This window comes from Faecalibacterium sp. Marseille-Q4137 (assembly GCF_017377535.1).
Classification (GTDB): domain Bacteria; phylum Bacillota; class Clostridia; order Oscillospirales; family Ruminococcaceae; genus Faecalibacterium; species Faecalibacterium duncaniae.
Genome location: NZ_JAFREK010000004.1, coordinates 95,648 through 115,693, shown reverse-complemented (window position 1 = coordinate 115,693; position 20,046 = coordinate 95,648). Strand labels below are relative to the sequence as shown.

Below are 20,046 nucleotides of genomic sequence, written 5' to 3'. Positions count from 1 at the left end.
AAGCTCCTTATTCTGCAGGTGTGTCCGTCTTTTTGCGGAGCGGACGGCGGCGGGCAGCGTTCTTGAGAAAATCGTTTCCGCTGGGTTCGGCGCGGTCCACCCGGAGGTTCCGGCTGGCACCCATCCCGGCCACCGGGCCCCGCACATCGTGGACGGTGCGCAGGCCCTTGGCGTTCCAGGTCTTGAGGATGCTGTTCCAGTACCAGAGATCCCGCTTGGGTCCGGCCTGTACGGCGGCCTCCTGCACCATGGCATCATCGTAGCCGTAGACCTCGTACCAGCGGGCAATGGCCTTGCGCCCGCCAAGGGTCAGCTCGGTGTCGGCAATGCCCAGCAGGCCGCTGACGTACTGCTCCCGCTGGGCGCGCAGGGCCAGCAGCTGGAGGTGTGCGTCGGCCTGTTCGCCGGTCTCCACACCCTCGGCCCGCCAGACTTTCAATTCGTGGCTGACGGCACCCATCGTCCGCTTGCCCCGGCTGGCCACATAGGCCACGCAGAGCATGACGGTCTCGGGTACAAAGGCCTCCTGTACATAGAAATTCACCAGTTTTTCCATTTCGGGGTGGGTCAGCGGACGGGCAAAGCTGGTCTGGGCGCAGTCGATGAGGGAGGAGATCATGGGGTCGGTGCGGCTGGCCGTTGCGATCTCGCTCCAGGTCATGGGGGCAGGGGCTGTGGGCTCTTCGCCCGGGGCGGCGTTCTCCTCGTACCGTTCCAGCAGACCTGCACCGGCCCAGAAGGACAGGGCACTCTCGGCGGTCATCTTGCTGCGGAGCTTTAAGTCGGCGCAGAGCTTCTCCGGGTCAGTGATGCCGGTGGCCAGCACATACAGAGCCACCCGGACGTTATATTCCTCCGCAATGCCCAGCTTGGAAAAGACCAGCTGCGGCACCGGGATGGTGTCACCCTTGAATTCTTTCAGTCGATAGATCATGGTGCACCTCAGTGTTGTGTTTCGGCATCCGGTTCCGGTGCGGGCGGTGTCCAGGGCTCGCAGTCCAGGATGGACGGGTGGGCACTCCAGCGTTCCGGTTCGGCGTTGTAGGCATCGTTCAGATATTGGGCGACTGCGGTGCGGCCCTCCTCGGTCATCGGGAAGATCTCCCGCCGCCGCAGGGCCGGGTCGGTCTTGTCCAGCGTCCACGGCTCGGGCCAGAGATCCACCGTGAGGATGGCCTCTTCTTTTTTGGCCTCCTCGCCGCCGTCCGGGTCGGGGACGGAGCGCTTGCCCGGGGTGATGAGGTAGCGCATCCCATCCTCGTTGCCGCTGAATGAGTTTTTGTTCTGCAGATAGTGCAGCATGGGCACAAAGATCATGTAGAATTCCTTCCATTGCGATAATCTATCTTTCATTATAAAGCAACTGGCGCAAAAAGCAAGTTTTTTCCGCCTGCCGCGTTCCGACAGAAAAAACTGTTGACAAAACCGCTGCACTTTGCTACACTAATGGAGCAGTCCTGCAGGGTTAGCTCATCCGGTAGAGCGACTGCTTCCCAAGCAGTAGGCGGCGGGTTCGAGTCCCGTATCCTGCTCCATAAAAAAGAACGCCAGTTCGTTGAGAATTGGCGTTCTTTTTCTTTTGATCACCCACTTTGTAACCCACTTGACTTTTCGTAAACAGAGCACAGCCCCGGACAGCGATCTTACTGTCCGGGGCTGTGCTTTATCAAATCGCCCGGCGGTTGCGCCGTCCGGCTGCCGGGAGGTGTCGCAAAGTCCCCTCCATGGTACGCGCTATCAGGAGGCGGGGAGGGGACAGCCGCAGCGCTGCGGTGTAGCTCACTTCTTCCCCTGCATCTGATCCAGCAGCTCATCGGCGCGGATGGCCTCGGGAGTAAAGCTGTTGTTCTCCCACCATGCCCAGATGGCGGCAGCGGTGGTCAGGCCAGCGGTCACCCATTGCTCCACGCTGGCGCTGTCGATGGGCAGCACCGGCTTGCCTGCTGCACTCAGCAGCTGATTGACGAGGGCCAGTGCCAGCACAACAGTGCGGGCGATGGTCGCGGCGGGGATGGCGGGGGTGTTGTTCTCAGTGATGTGTGCGTTCATAATGTCAGTTCCTTTCTTCAGTCGTGGATGGGTAAAGCGCAGGCTCTCTTGTACAATTCCGTGCCGGTGCCGTTGCCGCCCATCACATGATAGGTCTTGTAGAGGTAATTCAGGTTGCGCAGGCCGTCGCGGGTGATGTACCCCAGCTCCATAAAACGGTAGCACTCGGTATAGATGCGGTCGTGCAGCAGGGCCAGCACCGCGTCCCACAGGGCCTTGATCTTGGGGATGGCGGCAAGGATCGCGCCGCCGATCAGAGCACAGAGCCACCCGGCCCAATACTCCGTGATAAACTGCCACATCGGTCTCACCCCTCCTCGTCATCTTCCCACGCCTGCTGGATGCGCTGTCCGTTGTGACACACCGCATCCAGAACGGCATCTGCTTGGATATTGGATGCCAGCAGGGCCTTGTCTTGGGTATTCATGTTGTAGTACCCCGTGAACACCTCACCGTCTGCCAGAGGCGCTGCTACGGTGATGCGGTCGATCTTGTGCTCTTCCAGTGTAGCTAGAACCTCCGAGAGCCAGGGTGCGTATGGTGCATCTGAAATCAGATAACTTGCCATCGGTCTCACCCCCTGACCTGCCCCAGCCCGGCCCGCTGGATGATGGCAGCGTAGTCCTTGTAGGCCACGCTCAGGTCTGCGCCCTTGGCGATGCCGGGGATCTTGCCGCTGCTGGTGTACTGCCACATCCCAAAGGGCCAGCCGGGGGCGGGCTTCTTGGTGCGATAGGCTGCCAGCCATACGTCGTAGGGCTTGAGGGCCGCGCCGCCCATGTAAAGGTTGGTCTGCCCGAAGTTCAGGCCGGTGTAGAGCATGGCGTACACGCCCCAGCTCTCCACCACGCTCAGGCAGTGGGCCACGATGTCAGTCAGGGTGGCCTTGCTCAGGGCCTCCTGCAGCTTGTCCTCGATGTCCACGGCCACCGGCAGCTGGAACGTTCTGCCGCCCAGTGCCTTCTTGAACAGGGCCAGCTCCTTGTCGGCCTGTGCCTTGGTGGTTGCCTTGAAGTAGCCGTACACGCCCACCGGGATGCCCAGTCGGGTGCACTCGGCGTAGTTGCGGGCAAAGAAGGGGTCGATGTAGGGTTTGCTGGGCTTGCCCTCTTTGCTGTTGCCCATGGCCCGGATCATCACGCCGGAGACAAGGCCGCTTGCCTTGACCTTGTCCCAGTCAATGCGGCCCTGCCAGCGGGAAACGTCAAGTATGGTTCTGGGCATTGCTCTGCGCCTCCTTCTCGGTCAGCTGGACATGGATAGCTTCCAGGTCGTCAGCGGTCAGGGCAGGGTAATCCGCTGCGATTGCCTCAAAGGCTTCGCCGTTGTTCAGCCGGATGCGGAATGCCCGCACCATGATGCGGAGTTTCAGGTTGTTCAGCGTTTTCATAGTTTTAACCTCCAATCAAATCGGCCATCATAAGCACAAGGTCGTCGTTTGCCGCTTCCAGAGCGTCCATGCGGCCCGGCACGGTTTCCAGCTCTGCCTTTTTCTTCGCTTCGGCGGCAGCGGCTTCTTCTGCCTTTTTCTTGGCTTCAGCCTGTGCAGCCAGCTCTTCGGCGGTGTAGCGGATGTACCGCATCACCGGCACTTCCTCATCCCAGGCGGGCTGAGGGTCAACACCGGGCACATCGATGATCTTTACCATGTCCCGGCCAATCTCTTTACCATCCCGGTAGTAGATGGCGAGAGAGCCGTCCGGCAGCTTTGCGGTCTCTCTGTGCCACTGCGGAGCTGTGCCCTCTACGGCATCATGGTGAACGACTTCCACATCTTCCACCAGATAGCCCGCTTCCAGATCCGGCTCTGTTGTAAGCATTGTGCCGGACTCATCAATTGTTTTCATAGTTACTCCTTTCATGCGGCATCATCCACCCGCACCCAGATGTACAGGGCATAGTAAGGGTTCAGGACGCTCATTGCCTGCCCGCTGCCGGTGCTGCCGATGCTCACGGTATGAGTGTGAGCGCCAGCGTCTCCGATGCTCACAGAGTGGCTGTGCCCGCCTGCGCTGTTCGTGCTGAAGCTGTGGGTGTGGGAACCATCAGAACTGGTTGTAAATTTATAATTAGCCCAGGAAGCTCCATAGTTCCTAATACGGTACGATTCGCCATCATCGCCGCCACTCTTATACTCAGCATTCACATTATGGCTATGCGAACCCGCCCAATCGGTCGTACCGCTATGGCTGTGGCTTCCTGCGGAGCCGGTGGATGCACTGTGGCTGTGGCCGCCTGCACTGCCAGTAGACCCGCTATGGTTGTGGCTCGGCATTTCGGCAGTAGTCTGGGTGTGGGTGGCGCTGCCGCCGGTGGTACCCACAGGGTAGGCACTGGAAGCGCCCATGATAAACTCACCTTCGACGCGCTCCCATGTGCCGCCGATAAAGCTTGCCGGGCTGGTGGGGTCGTTGCTGGCCCAGTACCTGACTCTCTTGTAGTCCTCTTCCCGCTGGGCGGCAAGGGATTCTTCGATCAGCTTTCTTACCGCCGCCGCATCCGCCGGTGCATCCTCTACGCGCAGGGTCTTATCGGTACCTGCCCGCGTTCCAGCCAGCGCTGCGGCATCCTCTGCGGCTTTCTGGGCCTTTTCCGCTGCCTGACGGCTGGTGGATGCCGCTCCCGCGCTGGTAGATGCCTCCCCGGCCTTAGTGGCGGCGGTGGAAGCGCTCCCCGCAGCGGCGGTGGCCTGCTGGGTGGCAATGTTTGCCGCAGCGGTGGCCGTTTTGGTGGAAGCTGCCACGTCGTTCAGGGCCGCGGTGCGGGCCTGTGCGATGTCCTTCAAGGCGGCGGTGTGTTTCGTCTCCGTGTCCTGCAGGGCCCGCTGGGCGTTGGTCTCGCTGTCCTTGGCGTTCTTCTCGCTGGCGGCGGACTTGGTCTCGCTGCTCTTGGCTGCCTCCGCGCTGTCCTTGGCGGCGGCAGCACTGTTGCTGGCGTTCTCCTCCAGCGTGGCGATGCGCTCCCGGGCAGCGGCCAGCAGCTCGTCGGTGGGGATGCCGGTCACACCGTCCCGCACGATGCCGCAGAGCTTCTCGTCCAGCCGGGTGTCGGTGATCTGGCCGGTGGTGACGGCGGTGGAGCCTGCCGGGCGGGTGATCTCGGCAAGACAGAGGTCGTAGATCAGCTCGGTGCGAGAGATGGCCGGGGCCGTGGGAGTGCTGGATGCCGTGCCCTGCAACACATGCAGGCTGGCGGCTCTGGCACCGGCATCATAGCGCATGACGATGCGGTCGATGCGGGGGAGAGACGGGTCGGCCAGCGGCATGGTCAGGGTGTCGGCCTCCCGCTTGGTGATGGAGTAGCCAGTGAAGCGGCTGGGGTGCACCCAGCCACGGCCCGCCCCCACGGTGACCGTCAGCCCGCCTGCGGCTGTCACCGGGAAGTCCTCAGCTCCGCTAAACACACCCGAGGTGAGGCCCGCAAGGTAGGCCGCCACGTCTGCGGCATCGAAGTCGCAGTCGTTGGCGGGATATAAAACGATTTTGCTCAAAAGATCATCTCCTTAGCTTGCGCCAGACCGGCGTACCCAGCCGCACGGTGCGGGTGGTGCTGTCGCTCTGGCTTTGGGTGATGACATCGGCCACCCGGACGGTGGCCTTGTAGCCCAGCTCCGGGATGGTGCAGAAGGCCACGTCACCGGGGGAAAGGCCCTCGGCATCGATGATCAGCTCAATGGAGCCGGTGCGCAGCTGTTCCAGCAGTTTGTTGGTGCCCCGGGCCATGAGCCGTTCGAGGTAGGCTTCGCTCCTGCTGGTCTCGCCCTTTTCCTCGTCCGGCTGCACATCCCGGGCATCCACATACAGCTCCCGCCGGTCGGCCCCGGTGGCATCGGTCAGGCCCACGGTCACGGTGGCCCGGTTCTCGCCCTCACCGGCCCCCTGCACCACGGCGACGTTGGCATAGTCGCTGTCCCCAAAGGCCCACGCAGCCTGCTGCAGGGAGCCCCACTTGGTACTGAACCTGTTGTTGAGGTCGGCGGTGGGCCGATAGACCTCGAACGTTAGTTTTTTCTGGTCGTTTTTACCACTGAGCCGCACCCGGAAGCCCAGATCACAAGCCGCGCCGATGGTCATCAGGTAGTCCATGATGCTGCCGCCGGAGGTCTGGGCGGTGTAGGTGGTGTCGAAGCCCACAGCAGCACCCAGCTCCAGCTTGGGCCATGGCTGCATTGCGCTGACCAGTCTGCGCATGGCCTGTTCCGCGTTCTCGTTCTTCACGATGCTGGTACCGGCCCGCTTGGTGAAGATCCACGTCCCCGGGAAGCCGGTGACCACTAAGTTGCTGTCCTGATTCTCGTTGCTCCGGTGGCAGATGCGCATGGGCACATCGCTGTCATTGCGGCGCAGCCAGCGGCCCTCCCGGAGAAGAGCGAGGTTCTCCTCGGTGGGCCGCACTTCCAGCGTCATGCTCCCCTCGGTGTTGTAGGGCTCGTCCCAGTAAAGGCTCACCCACACCTCCACCCGGCCCAGCCGGGCGAGGGTCAGCTCGTCCAATACGTCCAGCGTCACGAGATCACCTCCGGCAGGATGCCCGAAACCATGGGATAAAAGCGCACCGTCACCTGCAGGCTGGTCTCGCCGCTGTCGGCGGTGGCTTTGAGTAAGTTGTCGCCCGGGGCCAGCTCCAGCAAGTCGCTGTCCTCATCCAGCAGGGAGAAGATGTTCTCCTCCGTGCCGTCCTCTGTCCGCTTGACAGCCAGCTTGTCGGTGGTGGTGCGGTAGATCTCGATGACCTGCCCGGGGGTCAGGGTGGTCAGGATGCGGATGCTCTGGCCGGTGACGATGTTCAGCACGGTGGGGTTGACCACAGCGCCGTCGCTCTTGAGGGTGGCCGTGAAGGGCACTGCCAGTGCCCCGGGGTTGACCGCGTTCAGCCAGCCGACGGAGGTGCGCACGCCGAAACGGTGGGGTGTGCTGTAGTTGATGGGCAGCCTGAAGCTGGGCACAAAGCCGTTGATGCAGAAGCTCTGGGCGGTCAGGTCGTACCAGAAGGGTTTCGGGCAGAAGAGCATGAAGGCCAACACCGGGTAGGGGTGGATGCTCTTTGTGTAGGGGGTCTTGGAAAGCACGAAACGACAGAAGAATTTATCCTCGAAATACATTGTGCCGCTGGTGAAATAGGGCAGCTTTTCCAGCAGTAATTCCGCATCCGCATCGCCGTGGGAGCTGTGGCAGTGGATGATGAGCTCACGGCTCACCCCGGCCACGCTCTGGCGCTCCACGCTCACGCCCACCTGGTTCACGCCCTGTGCGGTCTGCACGTCCACGTCTACGCCATTGATGGGGTCGAGGGAGTAGGGCGTGCCGTAAGCCCACCCGATGTCGAGAGTGGCCCCGGCATCCGTGACCAGCTGCAAATGGTCTTTTCTGAATGGCATTGTGGAGCCCTCCTTTCATCGTTTCTGGGCCTTGGCCCGGTCGGCTTCCCAGCGGGCTTCCCGCTGGAGGTCTGCCGCCGTCTGGGCCTTGGAGTAGATATACTGGTTGACCGTGGTGTCGCCCTCCCGGTGGTAGTTGTTGGCGGCTGCGGCCACCTGTGCCGTGCCGGAAGCGGCCACAGACCGGCTGATGGCCATGTTGTCCGATAGCACCAGAGAATCGGCTTGCCGCACCATCTCGGCCAACTTGCTGTTTGCGGCCAGCAGGGCCTCGGTGTTGGCCTCCACAGCGTCGGTCAGGTCTTTGTCCGGGGTGGGAGCCGTCGGCGTGGTGGGGGCCGTCGGCGTGGTGGAGCTGCTGGTCTTGGTGATGTCATTCAGGCTGCGCTCAATCTTTGTCTGGATGCCATCCACATAGGTGGTCACGGTCTTGTAGGAGCGCTCCACGCCGTCCACCAGCTTGGTACCCGCCTCGGTGACGGTCTTGGTCACTCGCTGGGTGATCTTGCCGGTCTCGTCCTGCAGCTTCTCGGTGAGCACCTTGGTGGTCACGGTGCTGCCGTCGGCATTGGTGGTCTTGCTGGTGTCGGTCATGCTCTCGATGACCTTCTGAGAGCTGGCGGAGGTGCCGGAGTTGCTGGGGTTGTTGATGGCTTCCTGCTGCTGTTTCCGTTCCGCCTGCCGCTTGGCCCGGTCGGCAGCGATCTTGTTGGCGTAGTCCCACGCCGGATTGGAGATGTAGTCAATGTGACCGCCGAAAAATCCGGCCACGAAGTTATAGGCACCGATCAACCCGTTGATGAGGACGATAAAGCCCTCGATGCCCGCCGCCACGACGCGAAGCAGGCCCTCGAAGATGTAGCTCATAAAGTCCTCAACGCCCGCCCAGACATTCTGGAAAGTGTTGGCAATCTCTTTGTTTTTGCCGGAGAAGTTCAGCAGGGCACCCACCAGCATCCCGATGAGGGAGATGACGAGGAGGATGGGGTTTGCGTCCATGGCCACGTTCAGGGCGGTCTGCCCGGCTGTGGCGCTGGCCGCGGCGGGCACGAACTGCGCCACCAGCCCCATGGCCAGCTGAGAGAGGTTCCCGAACACGCCGCTCAAAGCGCTGCCCAGCTGGTTCAGGGCCCCCAGAGCGATGGAGTTGATCTGCGCCTGCTGTTCCTTGGTGCAGGCCTGCCAGAAATAGCTGGCAGCCCACAGGCCCAGGCTCTCGAGGTCGCCATCCTTGAGGGCCGTTGCCAGCGTCTCGATGGCCCCCAGCGCATCCGTCTGGATGTCGGACTGGATTTGCGCCCAGCCCTCGGTGAGCTTGGTGCGGAGCTGGGTGGTCAGCAGCTCACCCACGCTGCCGTACTGGGGCCCGGCATCCTCGATGGTCTTTGCCACAGTCTGTGTGCCGTCGGCGGCGATGGTGGTCACGGTCTTGACCGTGTGCTGCACGCCCTCGATGACCTCAGTGCCGGTGCTGGTGATGACCCGCTTGACCTGCTCGCTGCCGTCTGCCAGCGTCTCGGTGGTGGTCTGGGTGGTGACCTTGGCCCCGTCCACGAGGGCCGTCTGGGTCGCGGTGACCGTGGAAACCACATCACGGACGGCTTCGATGCTGCGCTTGACAGATTCAGAGCCATCGGCGGCGCGTTCCGTGACCGTTTTTACGGTCTTGGCCACGCCGTCGATGATCTGTTGCGAGGTCTCCGTGATAATCTGTTTCTGCTGGGTGGAGCCGTTCGCCATGGTTTCGGTGACGGTCTCGGTCACGGTGGTTACGCCGTCCACAATCTGTGTAGCGGTGTCTGTGACGGAAGCGACCACAGTCTTGGCTGCGTGCTTCACCCGGGCGGTGCCCTTGCTCAGACCCTGCGCCAGACCTTTGCAGGTGTTCACGCCGATCTCGTCAAAAACCTTGGAGGGTGAGTGGATGCCCAGAACCCGCTTGACGATGTCGGGCAGCTGCTGGGCCAGACCACCGACTTTCTTCACCAGGGTCGCCCAGCCGCCGGTCAAGCCCTTCCACAGGCCCTCTACGATCTGTGAGCCGATGTCCAGCCACCGGAAGGCGATGAACACGTCAAAGATGGCCTTGCAGATCTGGGGGATATTGGCCACGAGGGTAGGCACTGCCTGAAGCAGCCCCTTGCCCAGCATGAGGATCAACTGGATACCGGCCTCGAGAATCTTCGGGGTGTTGTCATTGATGATGCTCGCGATATCCGAAACGATACCGGGCAGATACTCAATCAGGGTAGGCAGCCCATCCATCAGGCCCTGCATCAGGCTCAGAATGAGCTCGATGCCTGCGTCTATGATCTGGCCGATATTCTCCCGCAGGCCGCTGGCAAAATCAGCGACAAGGGGGAGCGCCTTGGCCAGAAACTCGGGGATACCGGAGGCCAGGCCCGCGCTCAGCTGAGAGATCATCTGGATGCCGGTGCTCACCAGCTGAGGCAGGGCAACGCCCAGCGCCTGCACCAGAGCGCCGATGATCTCAGCGCCGGACGAGAGCAGCTGCGGTGTAGCTACTACGATATCCTCTGCAAGCTGAACGATGATCTCGGTACCGGAGGTTACCAGCCCCGGCAGCTGTGCGGTAACGCTGGCGGCCAGATCGGAGATGATCTGACCCGCTGCCTGAAGCATCGCTTCCGGGCCGCCCTCAGACAGGGCCTTTGTCAGGGTAGAGAAGCATTCGGAGCCCCACTTGGCTGCCTCGTTCAGGCTAGGCTCCAGATAGTCGTAAATACCCAGCTGCAGGCCCTCCAGGGCGCTCTGCATGATGGTGACGGAGCCCTGCAGGTTGTCCAGCTGTGTCTCTGCCATCTGGGCCATAGCGCCGGAGTCACCGGCTGCCTCGCCCGCTGCGTCGATCTGCTGGGCCAGTGACTCCCACTGCTCACCCTGCGCCGTCAACAGGCCGTTGACGGCTGCGAGGTCGGTCTTGTTGAACAGCGCGTTGATGACGCTGTCCTTCTGCCCCTGTGTCAATCCAGCCAGAGAGCCGCTCAGGTCGGTCAGGATGTCGTCCAGGCCGCGCATATTGCCCTGCGCATCGTACACCTGCAGGCCCAGCTGCTCCATGAGCTTGGTGGCATCATCGGTGGGGGACTGCAGGGACAGTATGATGTTGCGCAGGTGCGTGCCGCCCTCTGCGCCCTTGATGCCGACGTTTGCCAGCAGGCCCAGGGCGGTTGTTAGCTCCGTGGTGCCGCCCTTCAGATTCGCGGCGGTGCCGCCCACTGTCAGGATGGCTTCGCCCAGCTGACTGACGTTGGCGTTGGCTTTGCTGGCCGCCTTGGCCAGTTTGTTGCCGAACTCGTCCACATTCTGCTTGTTGGCCTCGAGGTTCAGCGAGGCCATAGCATCGGTGACCAGATCGGACGCATAGGCCAGATCCATGCCGCCCGCTGCGGCCAGGTTCAGGACGCTGGGCAGCACCTCAGCAGCCTTGTTAGCATCGTAGCCAGCAAGCGCCAGATAGTTCAGAGCGTCCGCTGCCTGTGTAGCAGTGAACGCTGTAGTGCTGCCCATCTCCTTGGCCTTGTCCGTCAGGCTCTGGATCTGATCCACACCCACGCCCATGGTGGCGGCCACCTGGGACATGGAGGACTGGAAGCTCATGCCGACACCGACAGAGGTTTTTGCCAGCGCTGTCAGCTTTCCGGTAGCAGCTTGCGTCAGCCCGGAGATCAAATTGCCTGCGGCTACCGACATCGCGCTCAGGCCCTTATTAAAGCCGCTTGCGTCCAGCCGGGTATCGCCGGTAATACTGTAGTCCGCCACTGTGTCCACCTCTCATTCGGAGCACGGGCACAGGGGCACAGGCTGTTATAACTTGATTTCTACCTCCCGCTTACATGCGGGGTTCTTACATTTCACCCACAAACCGTGGGCGCAGGCTTCGGGAGCCGCCCACACGGGCAGCGCTCTGCCGCAGAAGGGGCAGGGCACCGGGGCGCGGGAATCAACCGAAGCGGTCGAGGAAAGCGTCCTCGTGCTCTTGCAGGGTTTCGCGCCGCTTCACCCCCTTCAGCCCATCCGGCAGGGCAAAACGCTCTTTCAGGGTCTCGTAGTAGTCCCGGTCGGCTCTGTCCATATCGGAGGTATCCTTGCCCCGGATCTCCACGATCTTGCCCAGCGACGTTTCCGGCGGCAGGGCATGAAGCAGTGCTTTGAAGCGCCACCAGTGCACCTTGTCAGCGGTCAGGTCGATGCCGTAGGCCTGCTGAAAGGCCCCCACGATGTAGTCAGCATCGCACCGGTAGTCCAGCACAGGCTCGTCCTGTGGGTCGCTGCTGCTGCCAGTCCCGGTGCGCTCCTCGTCCTCGGGGCCGCCGCCCTGGCAGAAGCGCACCAGAGATTCAAAGGCTTCCTGGTACTGCACTCCGGGCACCGGCTCTACAAAGAACCGCTGAACGGCTTCACAAATCATCCGGGCGCTGTCCTCGTCAGTCTTGGCGCGGCGGGTGCGGATCAGCAGCCAGATCATGGGCCGGAAGTCAGGGTCGATGGCGCGGCCCTCCCACTCGGTGGGCAGGGTGTCCGTCAGCAGGTCATGCATTGTCCAGTGCCTCAAGCTCTGCCTTCAGCTGGGCACGGCGGGCGGCCTTTGCCGCTTCCTGTGCTCGGAAATCCACCACGGCGGGATGTGTCTTGACCGCGGCCCGGCGCTGCTCACGGTTCATGGGGGCAGGGATGGCCTGTGCTGCCGAAACCTGTGCTGCCGAAACCTGTGCTGCCGAAACCTGCGCCCGCTCCTCGGTGGGGTGGATCAGCGCGCTGGCACTGGCCTTTTCTGCGGCCATGGCCTCGGCAAAGGCCTTGCTGACCGTCAGGCAGGCGTTGAAGTTGCTGCCGTCCAGCCCCAGCTTCTCAGAAGCACCCTCGCCTAGAACTTCGTCCAGGTAGTCCATAAAGATGCGGCACTGGAAGCGCAGCCAGGCAGGGTAATCGCTCTCGGGAGTGTAGCGGCTGCCCTCCGTCCGAGCACGTTCCTGCTGCCGGGTCTGTGCAGCCAGCATCCGATCCACGTCGTTGGCGTTCAGGGTGGAAAAATCAAATTCAATGCCGTTGATGATCATGGAAAATCCTCCTGTTACAAAAAGGGCCCCCGTTCACCGGGGAACGAGGGCTGTGTGGTGTTGTTATCAGACCTTGGCAGCCTTGGTGGACTGCGTGTCGGCCTGAGTCAGGGTCAGGTAGTTGAACTCAGCCGGAACGCCAACACCCTTCACGTCGCAGGCAAAACCTGCGGAGTTGCTGGCGGAGCCGCTTGCATCGGAAGTGACGATAAAGGCAGCTGCGCCCTTCTCGCCCTTGCCGGTCTTTGCGCTGAAGTAGATATAAGGGAAAACCACCTCAGTGCCGGAGCCGAACTTGATCTTGTGGGAGAGCAGGAAATCCTGCGCAGGGTCGCCCACGCAGCGGTTACCGTTCAGGGAGAAGGTGCGCTGGGTCTCGCCCTTCTCGGTGACAGTGCCTGCGCGGATATAGGCCACGTCCTCGGTGGAAGCGTTCAGGGCACCGGAGTGCTCCTTGACACGCTCTGCAAACACGACCCAGTCGCTCTCCTTGGTCTGGGTGGAGGCATCGGTCTGGATTGCAAAGATGAAGTCATCGGCTTTTTCGGTGCCGGTGTAGTCCGCGCTGGGCACGATGCCCTTCTTGGTCTTGAGCGCGGTCAGGGTTTCGGAAACAGTCATAGGGTTATCTCCCTTCCTGATAGTATTGAAGTTGAAGCTGAATTTGGAATCGGCAGGTGTTGGCATCCTGGTTCAGGATGTACCCCGGGGAAAGGCACACCACAGCCTCTGCCTTTTTATCACCTGCCAGCTTGGGCAGATTCTGCGCGGAGGTCTGCGTCTCCACCCAGTCGGCGAAGTCGTCCCAGAAGGAGCTGTTCGCGGCCTGCTCCACCACGTTCTGGGTGTAGCTCATCCGAGAAGCCAAGACGTAGTTCTTGGCCCTCAAGCTGCCCCTGATGTACTGCTCCAGAATCGGCGCGGTCGGGGTGCTCTCCAGGGAGAACTGACAGGGCTCTGCGCCCAGATAGTCGATGGAGAACGCCACATCGCCGTCGTTCAGAGAAGCGGCAAGCGGGCAGGAGGCCAGCCATTCCAGCATGGCCTGAATGTCGGGGGTTTTGGTTTCGTTCATTTCAGCTCCTTCTGCGCCCTGGCCTTGACAAAGGAGATGAACTCCTGCCCGTGGTCATTGACACAACGTTCGCCCCAGTGGGGGCCTCGTCCGTCCTCCCGCACGCCCCGGCCACAGGGCAGCCGGTAGTACTGGGCGGCGGCGTAGGGCGTGGCCTGCACGATCTGCCCACTGCCGAGAACGGTATGATCGTTCGTGCTGCCTGCCAGAGCGCCGGTGCGCAGGGGGATGTATGGTTTTACCAGCCGGACAAATTCGCCGTCGGCCTCCTTCTGGAGCCGTTCAAAGGCTTCTGTGTACTGCCCGGCGAGGTCTGCTTTCCAGCAGATGCCGAGGTTCAGGTTGCCCTTCTGCCCCAGCTTGACATCTGCGGGCTGGTTGATCTTCAGCAGAGGGTTGGCCATCAGCTCACCTCCACATACCAGTGAGGGCAACGTCCGCTGCGGTTGTCCTGGACGCACGTTACCGTCCCGGTGCGCCCGCTTGGTAGAAGCACCTTGTCCTCCAGCGCTACTGTCCACCGACGGTCCCGGAGCGCGGCCTCTGCGGCCTTGAATGCCTCGGGGGTGAGGAACGTGCTGCCAGCCGGATTGGGGCTCTCAGCAGCCCCCTCCGGGGCTGCTGTGGTGTGGCCGGGAAAGATGCAGAACGAAGTCTGCTCCTGCCGGGCAAAGCCGGGGGTCTCTACGTGAGCGCTGCTGACTTCACGACAGCTGACACCGGACAGTACTGTGGTGTAGCTCTTGCTCACAGTGCCCTTGCGGATGATGTGAGTGATGGTGACAGTCTGGTCTGCGCCGAGAGGCTTTCGCATCGGTTGACCTCCCTTCAGCGTCTGCGGGGCGGGTGGTACACGCCGCCCTGGTACAGCATCCAGCGGGTAACCGGGGCGCTCAGGGTCTGCTCCACGATCTGCTGCTGCCGTGCGCCGAGGTAGGATTGCATATCCAGCCCGGATGCATAGCTCTCAGTGTACCCGTGGTTGCTGACGTTGGTCACACCGTCCCAGCTGGCGCTGACCTCTTCTGAGAGGGCCACCAGCCGGGCCTGGCACAGGGCCAGAAGCTCTGTCTGCTCCGGCTCAGCTGCGATGCTGGCGCACCAACGTGTAGCGTTCTCGATGAAGAGCGCCGCGTCGATGGCCATTGGCGTGAACTGCGGCTCAGTCAGACTGCTGTCTGGGTACTTCTCCTTGAAATCGGAGTAGGTCAGCCAGCTGTCCATAGGTTACGCCTCGGCAAAGTTCGCCTTGGGAATGGTGATCTTACCCATGCGGACGTTCTTGTGGTCAAACTTCAGCTTCCAGTTGGTGGAAGTGGTGAACTCTGCGTCGGTGGGGGTCTCCTTAGCAATCTTATCCGCGTCGAAGCTCAGACCGTTGGGGTGCAGGATGAAGGCGCGGTTGTTGTACAGGATGTCCGTACCGCCTGCCTTGGCTGCATCGTACTCGGTGGTGTCCGGGGAGATGACCTTGGGGTTTGCGGTCAGAACGGAACCCTGACCCAGCAGGAAGGTGTTGTAGTTGGTGCCGTCATCGGTGCCGCGGTCGTTCTCGATGACGACCAGGCCGTTGATGGTGGGCAGGCTGACTTCCTTCTGGAGCACATTGGTGATGGTGTACTTGTTGTAGTTCAGCAGGCCCAGCTTCTTATACTCGGCCATGATCTTGGAGTGCACCACCAGCAGGCCGAACTTGCCGGAGAAATCGCCCAGGGCGCTCTGCTGCACGTCGATCAGCTGGTTTGCGGTCACGCCGCCGGTCTTGACGGTCAGAGAGTGGTTCTCCAGGCCGGTAACGCCCAGAGCGGCGTTGACCAGCTTGACCAGCAGGCCCTGCTTGTACATGCGCCAGTAGCGGCCAGTGTTGCGGGCCACAGCAGCCATAGGATCAGCCGCGGTCAGCTCACGGGTCAGCTCGGTGGCTTTCCAGGCCTTCATGCGGTCGATACGAATCCAGCTCTGCTTGCCGCCGGAGATCTCGGTGGGCACGTTGTCGGCCACGCCGTCGCGCACCAGAGGAGCGTCCTGATCGGGGTCGAGGGGGTTGTAAAAGCGGATGGTACCCTGCACGCCGCCGTTGTCCAGGGCGGAGGCCATGCTCTGGTCGTTGGCCAGAATGCCGGATGCAAGGATGGAATCGGAGAAGGTGGCCTCCTGATCTACGAAGCCCTGATAGACCTCGGGGTCAAACGGGAAGCCGCCAAAAGTGCCGGTGATAGGCATAGCTCATTACCTCGTTAGTGTCGTGCAGCCCTCACCAGTGTGGAGAGCTGCTGGAAAAGCGCCGGGTTGCGGGTGCGCAGGGCCATGCGCTCGGCACCGGTCATCTGGAGAAACTCCTGCAGGGTGGGCTGTGCACTGCCACCCTGGCTGCGGGGCTTCGGGACGATGATCGGGTTGCCCTGGGGCTCGTTGCCCGGCTGCGGTTCGGAGCCGCCATCCTGCGGGGCGGGGGAGCCCTGCTGGAAAAGGTACGGCTTGCGGGATTTGAGATCAGCGAATGCCTGCTTGACATCCTCCGCCTGATTCTTGCTCTCACGCAGTGTAGCTCTGTCCGGCAGCAGCTGGATCACGTCCGCCTCATCCAGAGCGCCTGCCTCCCGGGCAGCGCTGCGTAGCACGTTGTTGAATGCGTACTCGGCAGCCTGGGTGTTCAGCTGGTTCGTCAGGTTGGTGATCTGACTGCGCAGGTCGTTGACATCCACGCCCTCAAAGGCGGCCAGTCCCTGCTGAGCGGTGGCCAGCTGCGCCTGCAGGCCCTGTACAGTGGCCTGGTAGGTGGCTGCGTCCTGCCCGTGCAGGCGCATGATCTCGTTGATCTGCTCCTCGGTCAGACCTTCGATGGCTCTCAAATCATCACGTTTCATGGTTTTACCTCCCGGAGGGCGTACAGCAGATGTTTCGCGCTGCCGGTCGCGGTGCCCTCTGCGCCGCTTATACACCGGGCGCGTGGTGTAATCTGGGATTATCGTATCACAAACCAGGGGCCCAAAACGTTACGACTTGAGCGCTGCGTACCTGAAACAAAGCATACAAAAATTCCTATAAACCCTACGCGGGCGGGCATCAAGCGTGCCCTCGCGTGTATGTATTCTTATTTTCTTCTATTCAGGGTCAGGATAAGAGTTTGAGTAGACATTGTATGTTTTGGCCTGAAAACCCGCATGAACACTCACTTTTTCGTGACTACAAAGTTTGTATTGCGCTGAATGTTGCGACAAGCTAGAATTTTGTTGCAACCGTATACAAGCAAAACGCCCCGCGCCGGGAGGTTTGTCCTCTTCAGCGCGGGGCGTTTTGCGGTGTAGCGGTCACTCCTCGTCCGGTGCGAGGATAAGCTGGGAGCCGTCCGGGAGGATGAACGCCAGCTTTGCGCCGCAGAGGGCGGCGGCCTTGGCGAGGTCTCTGGCCGACCAGCTGTCCCGTCTCAGCTTGTTGCTCATGGCCTGCGGGGTGGTCATCCCGAAAGCGGCGGCGAAGGTGTTCTGGTCGGTCTCGGTCAGCTCCAGAAGAGCCTTTACTCGGCTTGATGTGGTCATCTCGGGTCACTCCTTTCTGCCACAAGGATATGACTTGCCGGGGCAAAAGTCAACAACAAAAAGAAATTAAAAAATAAATCAAAAACAACTTGACTTTGTTTCCGCGCAGAGGTAACATACAGCCACCGAAAGGGTTTTGGGATAAAAATAACGGAGGAAAACGAAAAATGAGATGTGATGATTGGGCATCCGCAGCGGCGCTGTATGACGGCGGCTGGCGGGCAGAAGACCGGGACGAGCTTGTAGCGGAGTACGACCTCTCCGAAGAAGAGGCAGACGCAATCTGCGAGGATCTCCGCAGGATGGATGAGAAGGAGGATTGAACCATGAAGAAAGATGAACTGCGCCGCCACCTGGGCACCGTAACCCTCGGGCTGGATACTCAGTGGGGCCTCATGCACCGGCAGGACTTGGATGACAGCACTCGGGTGGCTGCCGCTGGGCAGTATCAGGGGATGCTCTTCACCATCACTGCTCTGGGCGGTGATTGGCTGCGGGATGACAACAACAAGCATCGGGTGTTCCTGATGGGCGAATCCAGCCGGGACACCGACGAGTACAACAGCAAGGAGGACTGAACCATGAAAGAGCGTGCATTGACCTACGAGGAGTTCATCGCACTGGCCAAGGCAAACTATACCAAGGGCGGCGATGGCTACGTCGAGTGCTGGGATGACCGCACCTTCACCTACTTCGTGAAGGAGTTCGGGCCCATCACCAAGACCCAGGCGCTGCAGATGTTCGCTGCGGCATTCGACGAAGAGAAGGAAGAACGGGCAATCGCCCAGGCAGCTGCGAAAGGAGAATGGTAACCATGAAGAAGCTGAACATCACTTACGACACCGCAGAGATCGAGAACGGTGAGAAGATCGTCGGGGAGACCTGCTACACCGTCACAATGCAGGACGCGCTGGCCGAGCAGCTGCTCCGTGACCCCGGCTCCTGCGGGGCCATCGATATGGCCCACCTCGAGTTCCTGCTCCAGAGCGTGGAGATCCTGCAGGGCCGGAGATTCGTGGACGGCAGCATCAAACACTATGAACTGGTAAAGGAGGGCTGATCTATGAAAACAAGCGCATTCAACCGCATTTATGCGGAAGCCCAGCACGTCAATATCCAGAGCAGCGAGTGGTTCAACTTCGCCGGATTCTTCTGGATGCAGTGCACCGAGCACCAGCTGTCGAAGATGCGGGAGCTGCTCCGGGCACAGGGTTGCAAGACCGTGCAGAAGGACGATGGTGTGTGGTTCGCATTGGACAACGGCATTCTGATTAAGGCAAATTGAGGAGGGCTGATCTATGAAGAAAGTCAACTGGAAGGTGTACGGCGAAGCGCTGGATGCACTTCAGGCGCAGTTCTCTGCGGAGGACGGCATCCAGATCCACAACTGCAACTTTGCTCGGCAGGGTACCCCGGTGAAGATGGGTGTCCAGTGGGCCTCCCTCGGAACCAAGAGCCCGGAGGAGGCTGCCGAGTATGCAGACCGGATTCTGGATGCTGCCATGGCGGCAGAGCACTTCGTGTATAACGGCTACGTGGTGGACTATAAGGGAGGCGATCAGTGATGCGTGGATTCCGTGCGGAGATGGGCGGTCAGTTCTGGCACGAGGGTCAGGCTGAGCGGCGCGGTCACTGGTTCGCATACCATTCAATCGGTAGGGATGTATAAGGGGTGAAATGATGGAATCTTTACATTTTAAGGTCGATTCGCCTGCAAACTTTGTTAAGCTGGCCTGTACAATTCTTTTTGAGCGAAAAGAAGAACTGGTGAAGGAGTACGGCTCAGTTTGGCATGATGTGTTTGACGGGAAATCTGGGGATCAGCGTTTTCAGCAGTTCATGGAAGAACTATTCCCGGATGGATGTACCATCGGAGAACGGGAGCTGAATCGGCTGACGGATCAGGCGATTCGGTTTTTGAAAACAGATACGGTTTGCCTCGACTTGAAAGCGGGATACGACAAGATGCGGTTTACTTTCTGGGTGTACTTCATTCCAGAGCATAAGGTTTATCCGTGTCAGTTTTCACAGCACGAAGAAACCGTCATTGATATACTGGTTAATTTTTTCGGCGTGAATGTGCAGAAGTATAGCGTGGATAGCTTGCAAAAATTTATACTTGGCGCATTTCAGATTCAGTCCAATAATACTTCTGTGCGAGCCATTGCTGATGATTCTGCGTATATTCAGCGGACGGTGTATTATAGGGCTGATGGGTTACGCAGAGCCGGTAAATAAGTAACAGAAAAGGCCCGTAGGCGTTTAACCTACGGGCCTTTTCTACTGTCATCACGAAACACATCTTGATGAGCCGCACATTGAGTTCGTATGTGCGCGTTATGGAGGTGCATTCCTTCAGGGCGTTTTCGATGTTTTATTTATCGGACTTTCTCGAGCTCGCCGGTTTCGATGTTCACAAAATATTCGGCCAGCACAGTTCCGCTGCCCAGCATCTTTGCGTCGTGCTCTTCCTTGGCAACGTACTCCTGTACGGTTACGTCCAGGTCGCCGCCCATCACCATGATTTTGGTGGTCGTGTTGTAGTTGAAGTTAACGATGAAGTGAATCTCGCTGTCGTCCGTGAAATATTGCTTGTAGTAGTCCAGGGCATACTCGCTCATGTCGATGTTCTCTGCGATCAGCGAAATACGCCATTTCCCGGTGGTATCATTCCGGACTTTATCCGCTCTAAAGCTGATGCCATCCAGCGGCGAGGATTCTGTGCTGGCGGGTTTTGCCTCTGGTGCGGTGCTCTCGGCCACGGAACTGGCCGGGACGCTGGATGCCACGCTGCTTGCAGTGCTGGAAGCGCTGCTGCCACAGGCGGTCAAGCTGACGGCCAGCGCGAGCAGGACGATGCCCGCCTGGACATGGTTCTTGATTTTCATAGGGTGAGACCTCCTTTATTCTGGCCTGAAGTATAAC

At 60.6% G+C, this 20,046-nt stretch carries 30 protein-coding genes and 1 tRNA gene; 8 read left to right on the top strand and 23 right to left on the bottom strand.

Annotated elements, in window-relative coordinates:
- Positions 1-7 precede the first annotated feature (7 nt).
- Together J3353_RS03230 and J3353_RS03225 are read right to left on the bottom strand one after the other, a co-directional pair.
- A complete protein-coding gene (locus tag J3353_RS03230) occupies positions 8-934 on the bottom strand; it encodes a DnaD domain-containing protein (protein WP_207684152.1) in 927 nt (308 codons plus the stop codon).
- Between the two features lie 8 nt (positions 935-942).
- Positions 943-1,317 carry a hypothetical protein gene (locus J3353_RS03225; RefSeq protein WP_097770564.1) on the bottom strand — a complete coding sequence of 125 codons (375 nt, stop codon included), beginning with the start codon at positions 1,315-1,317 and terminating at the stop codon, positions 943-945.
- Between the two features lie 142 nt (positions 1,318-1,459).
- On the opposite strand from J3353_RS03225, the gene J3353_RS03220 reads away from it, so the two are divergent.
- Positions 1,460-1,535, top strand: a tRNA-Gly gene (locus tag J3353_RS03220).
- A 244-nt stretch (positions 1,536-1,779) separates the two neighbouring features.
- Here the strand turns inward: J3353_RS03220 and J3353_RS03215 are convergent.
- The 20 genes from J3353_RS03215 to J3353_RS03120 all read right to left on the bottom strand — a co-directional run bounded on the left by J3353_RS03215 (position 1,780) and on the right by J3353_RS03120 (position 17,121).
- Positions 1,780-2,049 (bottom strand): phage holin, encoded by a 270-nt coding sequence (locus J3353_RS03215; protein WP_207684151.1) that lies wholly within the window; start codon positions 2,047-2,049, stop codon positions 1,780-1,782.
- A 17-nt stretch (positions 2,050-2,066) separates the two neighbouring features.
- On the bottom strand, positions 2,067-2,351 hold the full coding sequence (locus J3353_RS03210) for a hypothetical protein (protein ID WP_097770017.1): 285 nt from the start codon (positions 2,349-2,351) through the stop codon (positions 2,067-2,069).
- Between the two features lie 5 nt (positions 2,352-2,356).
- Positions 2,357-2,617: a hypothetical protein gene (locus J3353_RS03205; RefSeq protein ID WP_207684150.1), complete on the bottom strand. Its 261-nt coding sequence runs from the start codon at positions 2,615-2,617 to the stop codon at positions 2,357-2,359.
- Positions 2,618-2,622: 5 nt separating this feature from the next.
- Positions 2,623-3,273, bottom strand: coding sequence for a GH25 family lysozyme (locus tag J3353_RS03200; RefSeq protein ID WP_097772489.1), 651 nt, complete (start codon positions 3,271-3,273; stop codon positions 2,623-2,625).
- Positions 3,254-3,439, bottom strand: coding sequence for a DUF433 domain-containing protein (locus tag J3353_RS03195; protein WP_097772488.1), 186 nt, complete (start codon positions 3,437-3,439; stop codon positions 3,254-3,256). The genes J3353_RS03200 and J3353_RS03195 overlap by 20 nt, the downstream gene beginning before the upstream one ends.
- A 4-nt stretch (positions 3,440-3,443) precedes the next feature.
- Entirely contained in the window at positions 3,444-3,896 is a 453-nt protein-coding gene (locus tag J3353_RS03190; protein WP_207684149.1) for a hypothetical protein, read from the bottom strand.
- Between the two features lie 11 nt (positions 3,897-3,907).
- Positions 3,908-5,539 (bottom strand): hypothetical protein, encoded by a 1,632-nt coding sequence (locus J3353_RS03185; protein ID WP_207684148.1) that lies wholly within the window; start codon positions 5,537-5,539, stop codon positions 3,908-3,910.
- A gap of 4 nt (positions 5,540-5,543) precedes the next feature.
- On the bottom strand, positions 5,544-6,557 hold the full coding sequence (locus J3353_RS03180; protein ID WP_207684147.1) for a siphovirus ReqiPepy6 Gp37-like family protein: 1,014 nt from the start codon (positions 6,555-6,557) through the stop codon (positions 5,544-5,546).
- Positions 6,554-7,426: a phage tail domain-containing protein gene (locus J3353_RS03175; protein WP_207684146.1), complete on the bottom strand. Its 873-nt coding sequence runs from the start codon at positions 7,424-7,426 to the stop codon at positions 6,554-6,556. Before J3353_RS03175 ends, J3353_RS03180 begins: the two co-directional genes overlap by 4 nt.
- Before the next feature lie 15 nt (positions 7,427-7,441).
- Positions 7,442-11,209, bottom strand: a complete 3,768-nt coding sequence (locus J3353_RS03170) for a phage tail tape measure protein (protein WP_207684145.1) — start codon at positions 11,207-11,209, stop codon at positions 7,442-7,444.
- Between the two features lie 181 nt (positions 11,210-11,390).
- Positions 11,391-11,987 (bottom strand): Gp15 family bacteriophage protein, encoded by a 597-nt coding sequence (locus J3353_RS03165; RefSeq protein WP_207684144.1) that lies wholly within the window; start codon positions 11,985-11,987, stop codon positions 11,391-11,393.
- Entirely contained in the window at positions 11,980-12,507 is a 528-nt protein-coding gene (locus tag J3353_RS03160) for a DUF6673 family protein (RefSeq protein WP_207684143.1), read from the bottom strand. The genes J3353_RS03165 and J3353_RS03160 overlap by 8 nt, the downstream gene beginning before the upstream one ends.
- Positions 12,508-12,573: 66 nt before the next feature.
- Entirely contained in the window at positions 12,574-13,128 is a 555-nt protein-coding gene (locus J3353_RS03155) for a phage tail tube protein (protein ID WP_207684142.1), read from the bottom strand.
- A 4-nt stretch (positions 13,129-13,132) separates the two neighbouring features.
- Positions 13,133-13,582, bottom strand: coding sequence for a hypothetical protein (locus J3353_RS03150; RefSeq protein WP_117533262.1), 450 nt, complete (start codon positions 13,580-13,582; stop codon positions 13,133-13,135).
- A complete protein-coding gene (locus J3353_RS03145; protein WP_207684141.1) occupies positions 13,579-13,986 on the bottom strand; it encodes a hypothetical protein in 408 nt (135 codons plus the stop codon). Before J3353_RS03145 ends, J3353_RS03150 begins: the two co-directional genes overlap by 4 nt.
- Entirely contained in the window at positions 13,986-14,396 is a 411-nt protein-coding gene (locus J3353_RS03140) for a hypothetical protein (RefSeq protein WP_207684140.1), read from the bottom strand. The genes J3353_RS03145 and J3353_RS03140 overlap by 1 nt, the downstream gene beginning before the upstream one ends.
- A gap of 14 nt (positions 14,397-14,410) precedes the next feature.
- Complete coding sequence (locus J3353_RS03135; RefSeq protein WP_207684139.1) at positions 14,411-14,806, bottom strand: hypothetical protein; 396 nt, start codon at positions 14,804-14,806, stop codon at positions 14,411-14,413.
- 3 nt (positions 14,807-14,809) lie between these two features.
- Positions 14,810-15,805 carry a hypothetical protein gene (locus J3353_RS03130; protein ID WP_207684138.1) on the bottom strand — a complete coding sequence of 332 codons (996 nt, stop codon included), beginning with the start codon at positions 15,803-15,805 and terminating at the stop codon, positions 14,810-14,812.
- A 14-nt stretch (positions 15,806-15,819) separates the two neighbouring features.
- The gene (locus J3353_RS03125) at positions 15,820-16,449 is read right to left on the bottom strand and encodes a phage scaffolding protein (protein WP_207684137.1); all 630 of its coding nucleotides are present in this window, start codon (positions 16,447-16,449) and stop codon (positions 15,820-15,822) included.
- A 444-nt stretch (positions 16,450-16,893) separates the two neighbouring features.
- Positions 16,894-17,121 carry a hypothetical protein gene (locus J3353_RS03120; RefSeq protein WP_207684136.1) on the bottom strand — a complete coding sequence of 76 codons (228 nt, stop codon included), beginning with the start codon at positions 17,119-17,121 and terminating at the stop codon, positions 16,894-16,896.
- Between the two features lie 167 nt (positions 17,122-17,288).
- Between J3353_RS03120 and J3353_RS03115 the strand changes: the two genes are divergently transcribed.
- The 7 genes from J3353_RS03115 to J3353_RS03085 all read left to right on the top strand — a co-directional run bounded on the left by J3353_RS03115 (position 17,289) and on the right by J3353_RS03085 (position 19,359).
- The gene (locus tag J3353_RS03115; protein WP_207684135.1) at positions 17,289-17,444 is read left to right on the top strand and encodes a hypothetical protein; all 156 of its coding nucleotides are present in this window, start codon (positions 17,289-17,291) and stop codon (positions 17,442-17,444) included.
- A gap of 3 nt (positions 17,445-17,447) precedes the next feature.
- Positions 17,448-17,699, top strand: coding sequence for a hypothetical protein (locus J3353_RS03110; protein ID WP_117533255.1), 252 nt, complete (start codon positions 17,448-17,450; stop codon positions 17,697-17,699).
- A 3-nt stretch (positions 17,700-17,702) separates the two neighbouring features.
- Positions 17,703-17,933 (top strand): hypothetical protein, encoded by a 231-nt coding sequence (locus tag J3353_RS03105; RefSeq protein WP_207684134.1) that lies wholly within the window; start codon positions 17,703-17,705, stop codon positions 17,931-17,933.
- Between the two features lie 2 nt (positions 17,934-17,935).
- On the top strand, positions 17,936-18,181 hold the full coding sequence (locus J3353_RS03100; RefSeq protein ID WP_207684133.1) for a hypothetical protein: 246 nt from the start codon (positions 17,936-17,938) through the stop codon (positions 18,179-18,181).
- Between the two features lie 3 nt (positions 18,182-18,184).
- Entirely contained in the window at positions 18,185-18,406 is a 222-nt protein-coding gene (locus J3353_RS03095) for a hypothetical protein (protein WP_207684132.1), read from the top strand.
- A 13-nt stretch (positions 18,407-18,419) separates the two neighbouring features.
- A complete protein-coding gene (locus tag J3353_RS03090; RefSeq protein ID WP_207684131.1) occupies positions 18,420-18,686 on the top strand; it encodes a hypothetical protein in 267 nt (88 codons plus the stop codon).
- A gap of 112 nt (positions 18,687-18,798) precedes the next feature.
- Complete coding sequence (locus tag J3353_RS03085; protein ID WP_207684130.1) at positions 18,799-19,359, top strand: hypothetical protein; 561 nt, start codon at positions 18,799-18,801, stop codon at positions 19,357-19,359.
- A 140-nt stretch (positions 19,360-19,499) separates the two neighbouring features.
- Here the strand turns inward: J3353_RS03085 and J3353_RS03080 are convergent, their stop codons facing one another.
- Positions 19,500-20,009 carry a hypothetical protein gene (locus J3353_RS03080; protein ID WP_207684129.1) on the bottom strand — a complete coding sequence of 170 codons (510 nt, stop codon included), beginning with the start codon at positions 20,007-20,009 and terminating at the stop codon, positions 19,500-19,502.
- Positions 20,010-20,046: the final 37 nt, after the last annotated feature.

Coding starts and splice junctions, on each gene's coding strand:
- J3353_RS03230 (WP_207684152.1), bottom strand. CDS start 934: ATGATCTATCGACTGAAAGAATTCAAGGGTGACACCATCCCGGTGCCG.
- J3353_RS03225 (WP_097770564.1), bottom strand. CDS start 1,317: ATGATCTTTGTGCCCATGCTGCACTATCTGCAGAACAAAAACTCATTC.
- J3353_RS03215 (WP_207684151.1), bottom strand. CDS start 2,049: ATGAACGCACACATCACTGAGAACAACACCCCCGCCATCCCCGCCGCG.
- J3353_RS03210 (WP_097770017.1), bottom strand. CDS start 2,351: ATGTGGCAGTTTATCACGGAGTATTGGGCCGGGTGGCTCTGTGCTCTG.
- J3353_RS03205 (WP_207684150.1), bottom strand. CDS start 2,617: ATGGCAAGTTATCTGATTTCAGATGCACCATACGCACCCTGGCTCTCG.
- J3353_RS03200 (WP_097772489.1), bottom strand. CDS start 3,273: ATGCCCAGAACCATACTTGACGTTTCCCGCTGGCAGGGCCGCATTGAC.
- J3353_RS03195 (WP_097772488.1), bottom strand. CDS start 3,439: ATGAAAACGCTGAACAACCTGAAACTCCGCATCATGGTGCGGGCATTC.
- J3353_RS03190 (WP_207684149.1), bottom strand. CDS start 3,896: ATGAAAACAATTGATGAGTCCGGCACAATGCTTACAACAGAGCCGGAT.
- J3353_RS03175 (WP_207684146.1), bottom strand. CDS start 7,426: ATGCCATTCAGAAAAGACCATTTGCAGCTGGTCACGGATGCCGGGGCC.
- J3353_RS03165 (WP_207684144.1), bottom strand. CDS start 11,987: ATGCATGACCTGCTGACGGACACCCTGCCCACCGAGTGGGAGGGCCGC.
- J3353_RS03160 (WP_207684143.1), bottom strand. CDS start 12,507: ATGATCATCAACGGCATTGAATTTGATTTTTCCACCCTGAACGCCAAC.
- J3353_RS03155 (WP_207684142.1), bottom strand. CDS start 13,128: ATGACTGTTTCCGAAACCCTGACCGCGCTCAAGACCAAGAAGGGCATC.
- J3353_RS03150 (WP_117533262.1), bottom strand. CDS start 13,582: ATGAACGAAACCAAAACCCCCGACATTCAGGCCATGCTGGAATGGCTG.
- J3353_RS03145 (WP_207684141.1), bottom strand. CDS start 13,986: ATGGCCAACCCTCTGCTGAAGATCAACCAGCCCGCAGATGTCAAGCTG.
- J3353_RS03140 (WP_207684140.1), bottom strand. CDS start 14,396: ATGCGAAAGCCTCTCGGCGCAGACCAGACTGTCACCATCACTCACATC.
- J3353_RS03135 (WP_207684139.1), bottom strand. CDS start 14,806: ATGGACAGCTGGCTGACCTACTCCGATTTCAAGGAGAAGTACCCAGAC.
- J3353_RS03130 (WP_207684138.1), bottom strand. CDS start 15,805: ATGCCTATCACCGGCACTTTTGGCGGCTTCCCGTTTGACCCCGAGGTC.
- J3353_RS03125 (WP_207684137.1), bottom strand. CDS start 16,449: ATGAAACGTGATGATTTGAGAGCCATCGAAGGTCTGACCGAGGAGCAG.
- J3353_RS03120 (WP_207684136.1), bottom strand. CDS start 17,121: ATGACCACATCAAGCCGAGTAAAGGCTCTTCTGGAGCTGACCGAGACC.
- J3353_RS03115 (WP_207684135.1), top strand. CDS start 17,289: ATGAGATGTGATGATTGGGCATCCGCAGCGGCGCTGTATGACGGCGGC.
- J3353_RS03110 (WP_117533255.1), top strand. CDS start 17,448: ATGAAGAAAGATGAACTGCGCCGCCACCTGGGCACCGTAACCCTCGGG.
- J3353_RS03105 (WP_207684134.1), top strand. CDS start 17,703: ATGAAAGAGCGTGCATTGACCTACGAGGAGTTCATCGCACTGGCCAAG.
- J3353_RS03100 (WP_207684133.1), top strand. CDS start 17,936: ATGAAGAAGCTGAACATCACTTACGACACCGCAGAGATCGAGAACGGT.
- J3353_RS03095 (WP_207684132.1), top strand. CDS start 18,185: ATGAAAACAAGCGCATTCAACCGCATTTATGCGGAAGCCCAGCACGTC.
- J3353_RS03090 (WP_207684131.1), top strand. CDS start 18,420: ATGAAGAAAGTCAACTGGAAGGTGTACGGCGAAGCGCTGGATGCACTT.
- J3353_RS03085 (WP_207684130.1), top strand. CDS start 18,799: ATGATGGAATCTTTACATTTTAAGGTCGATTCGCCTGCAAACTTTGTT.
- J3353_RS03080 (WP_207684129.1), bottom strand. CDS start 20,009: ATGAAAATCAAGAACCATGTCCAGGCGGGCATCGTCCTGCTCGCGCTG.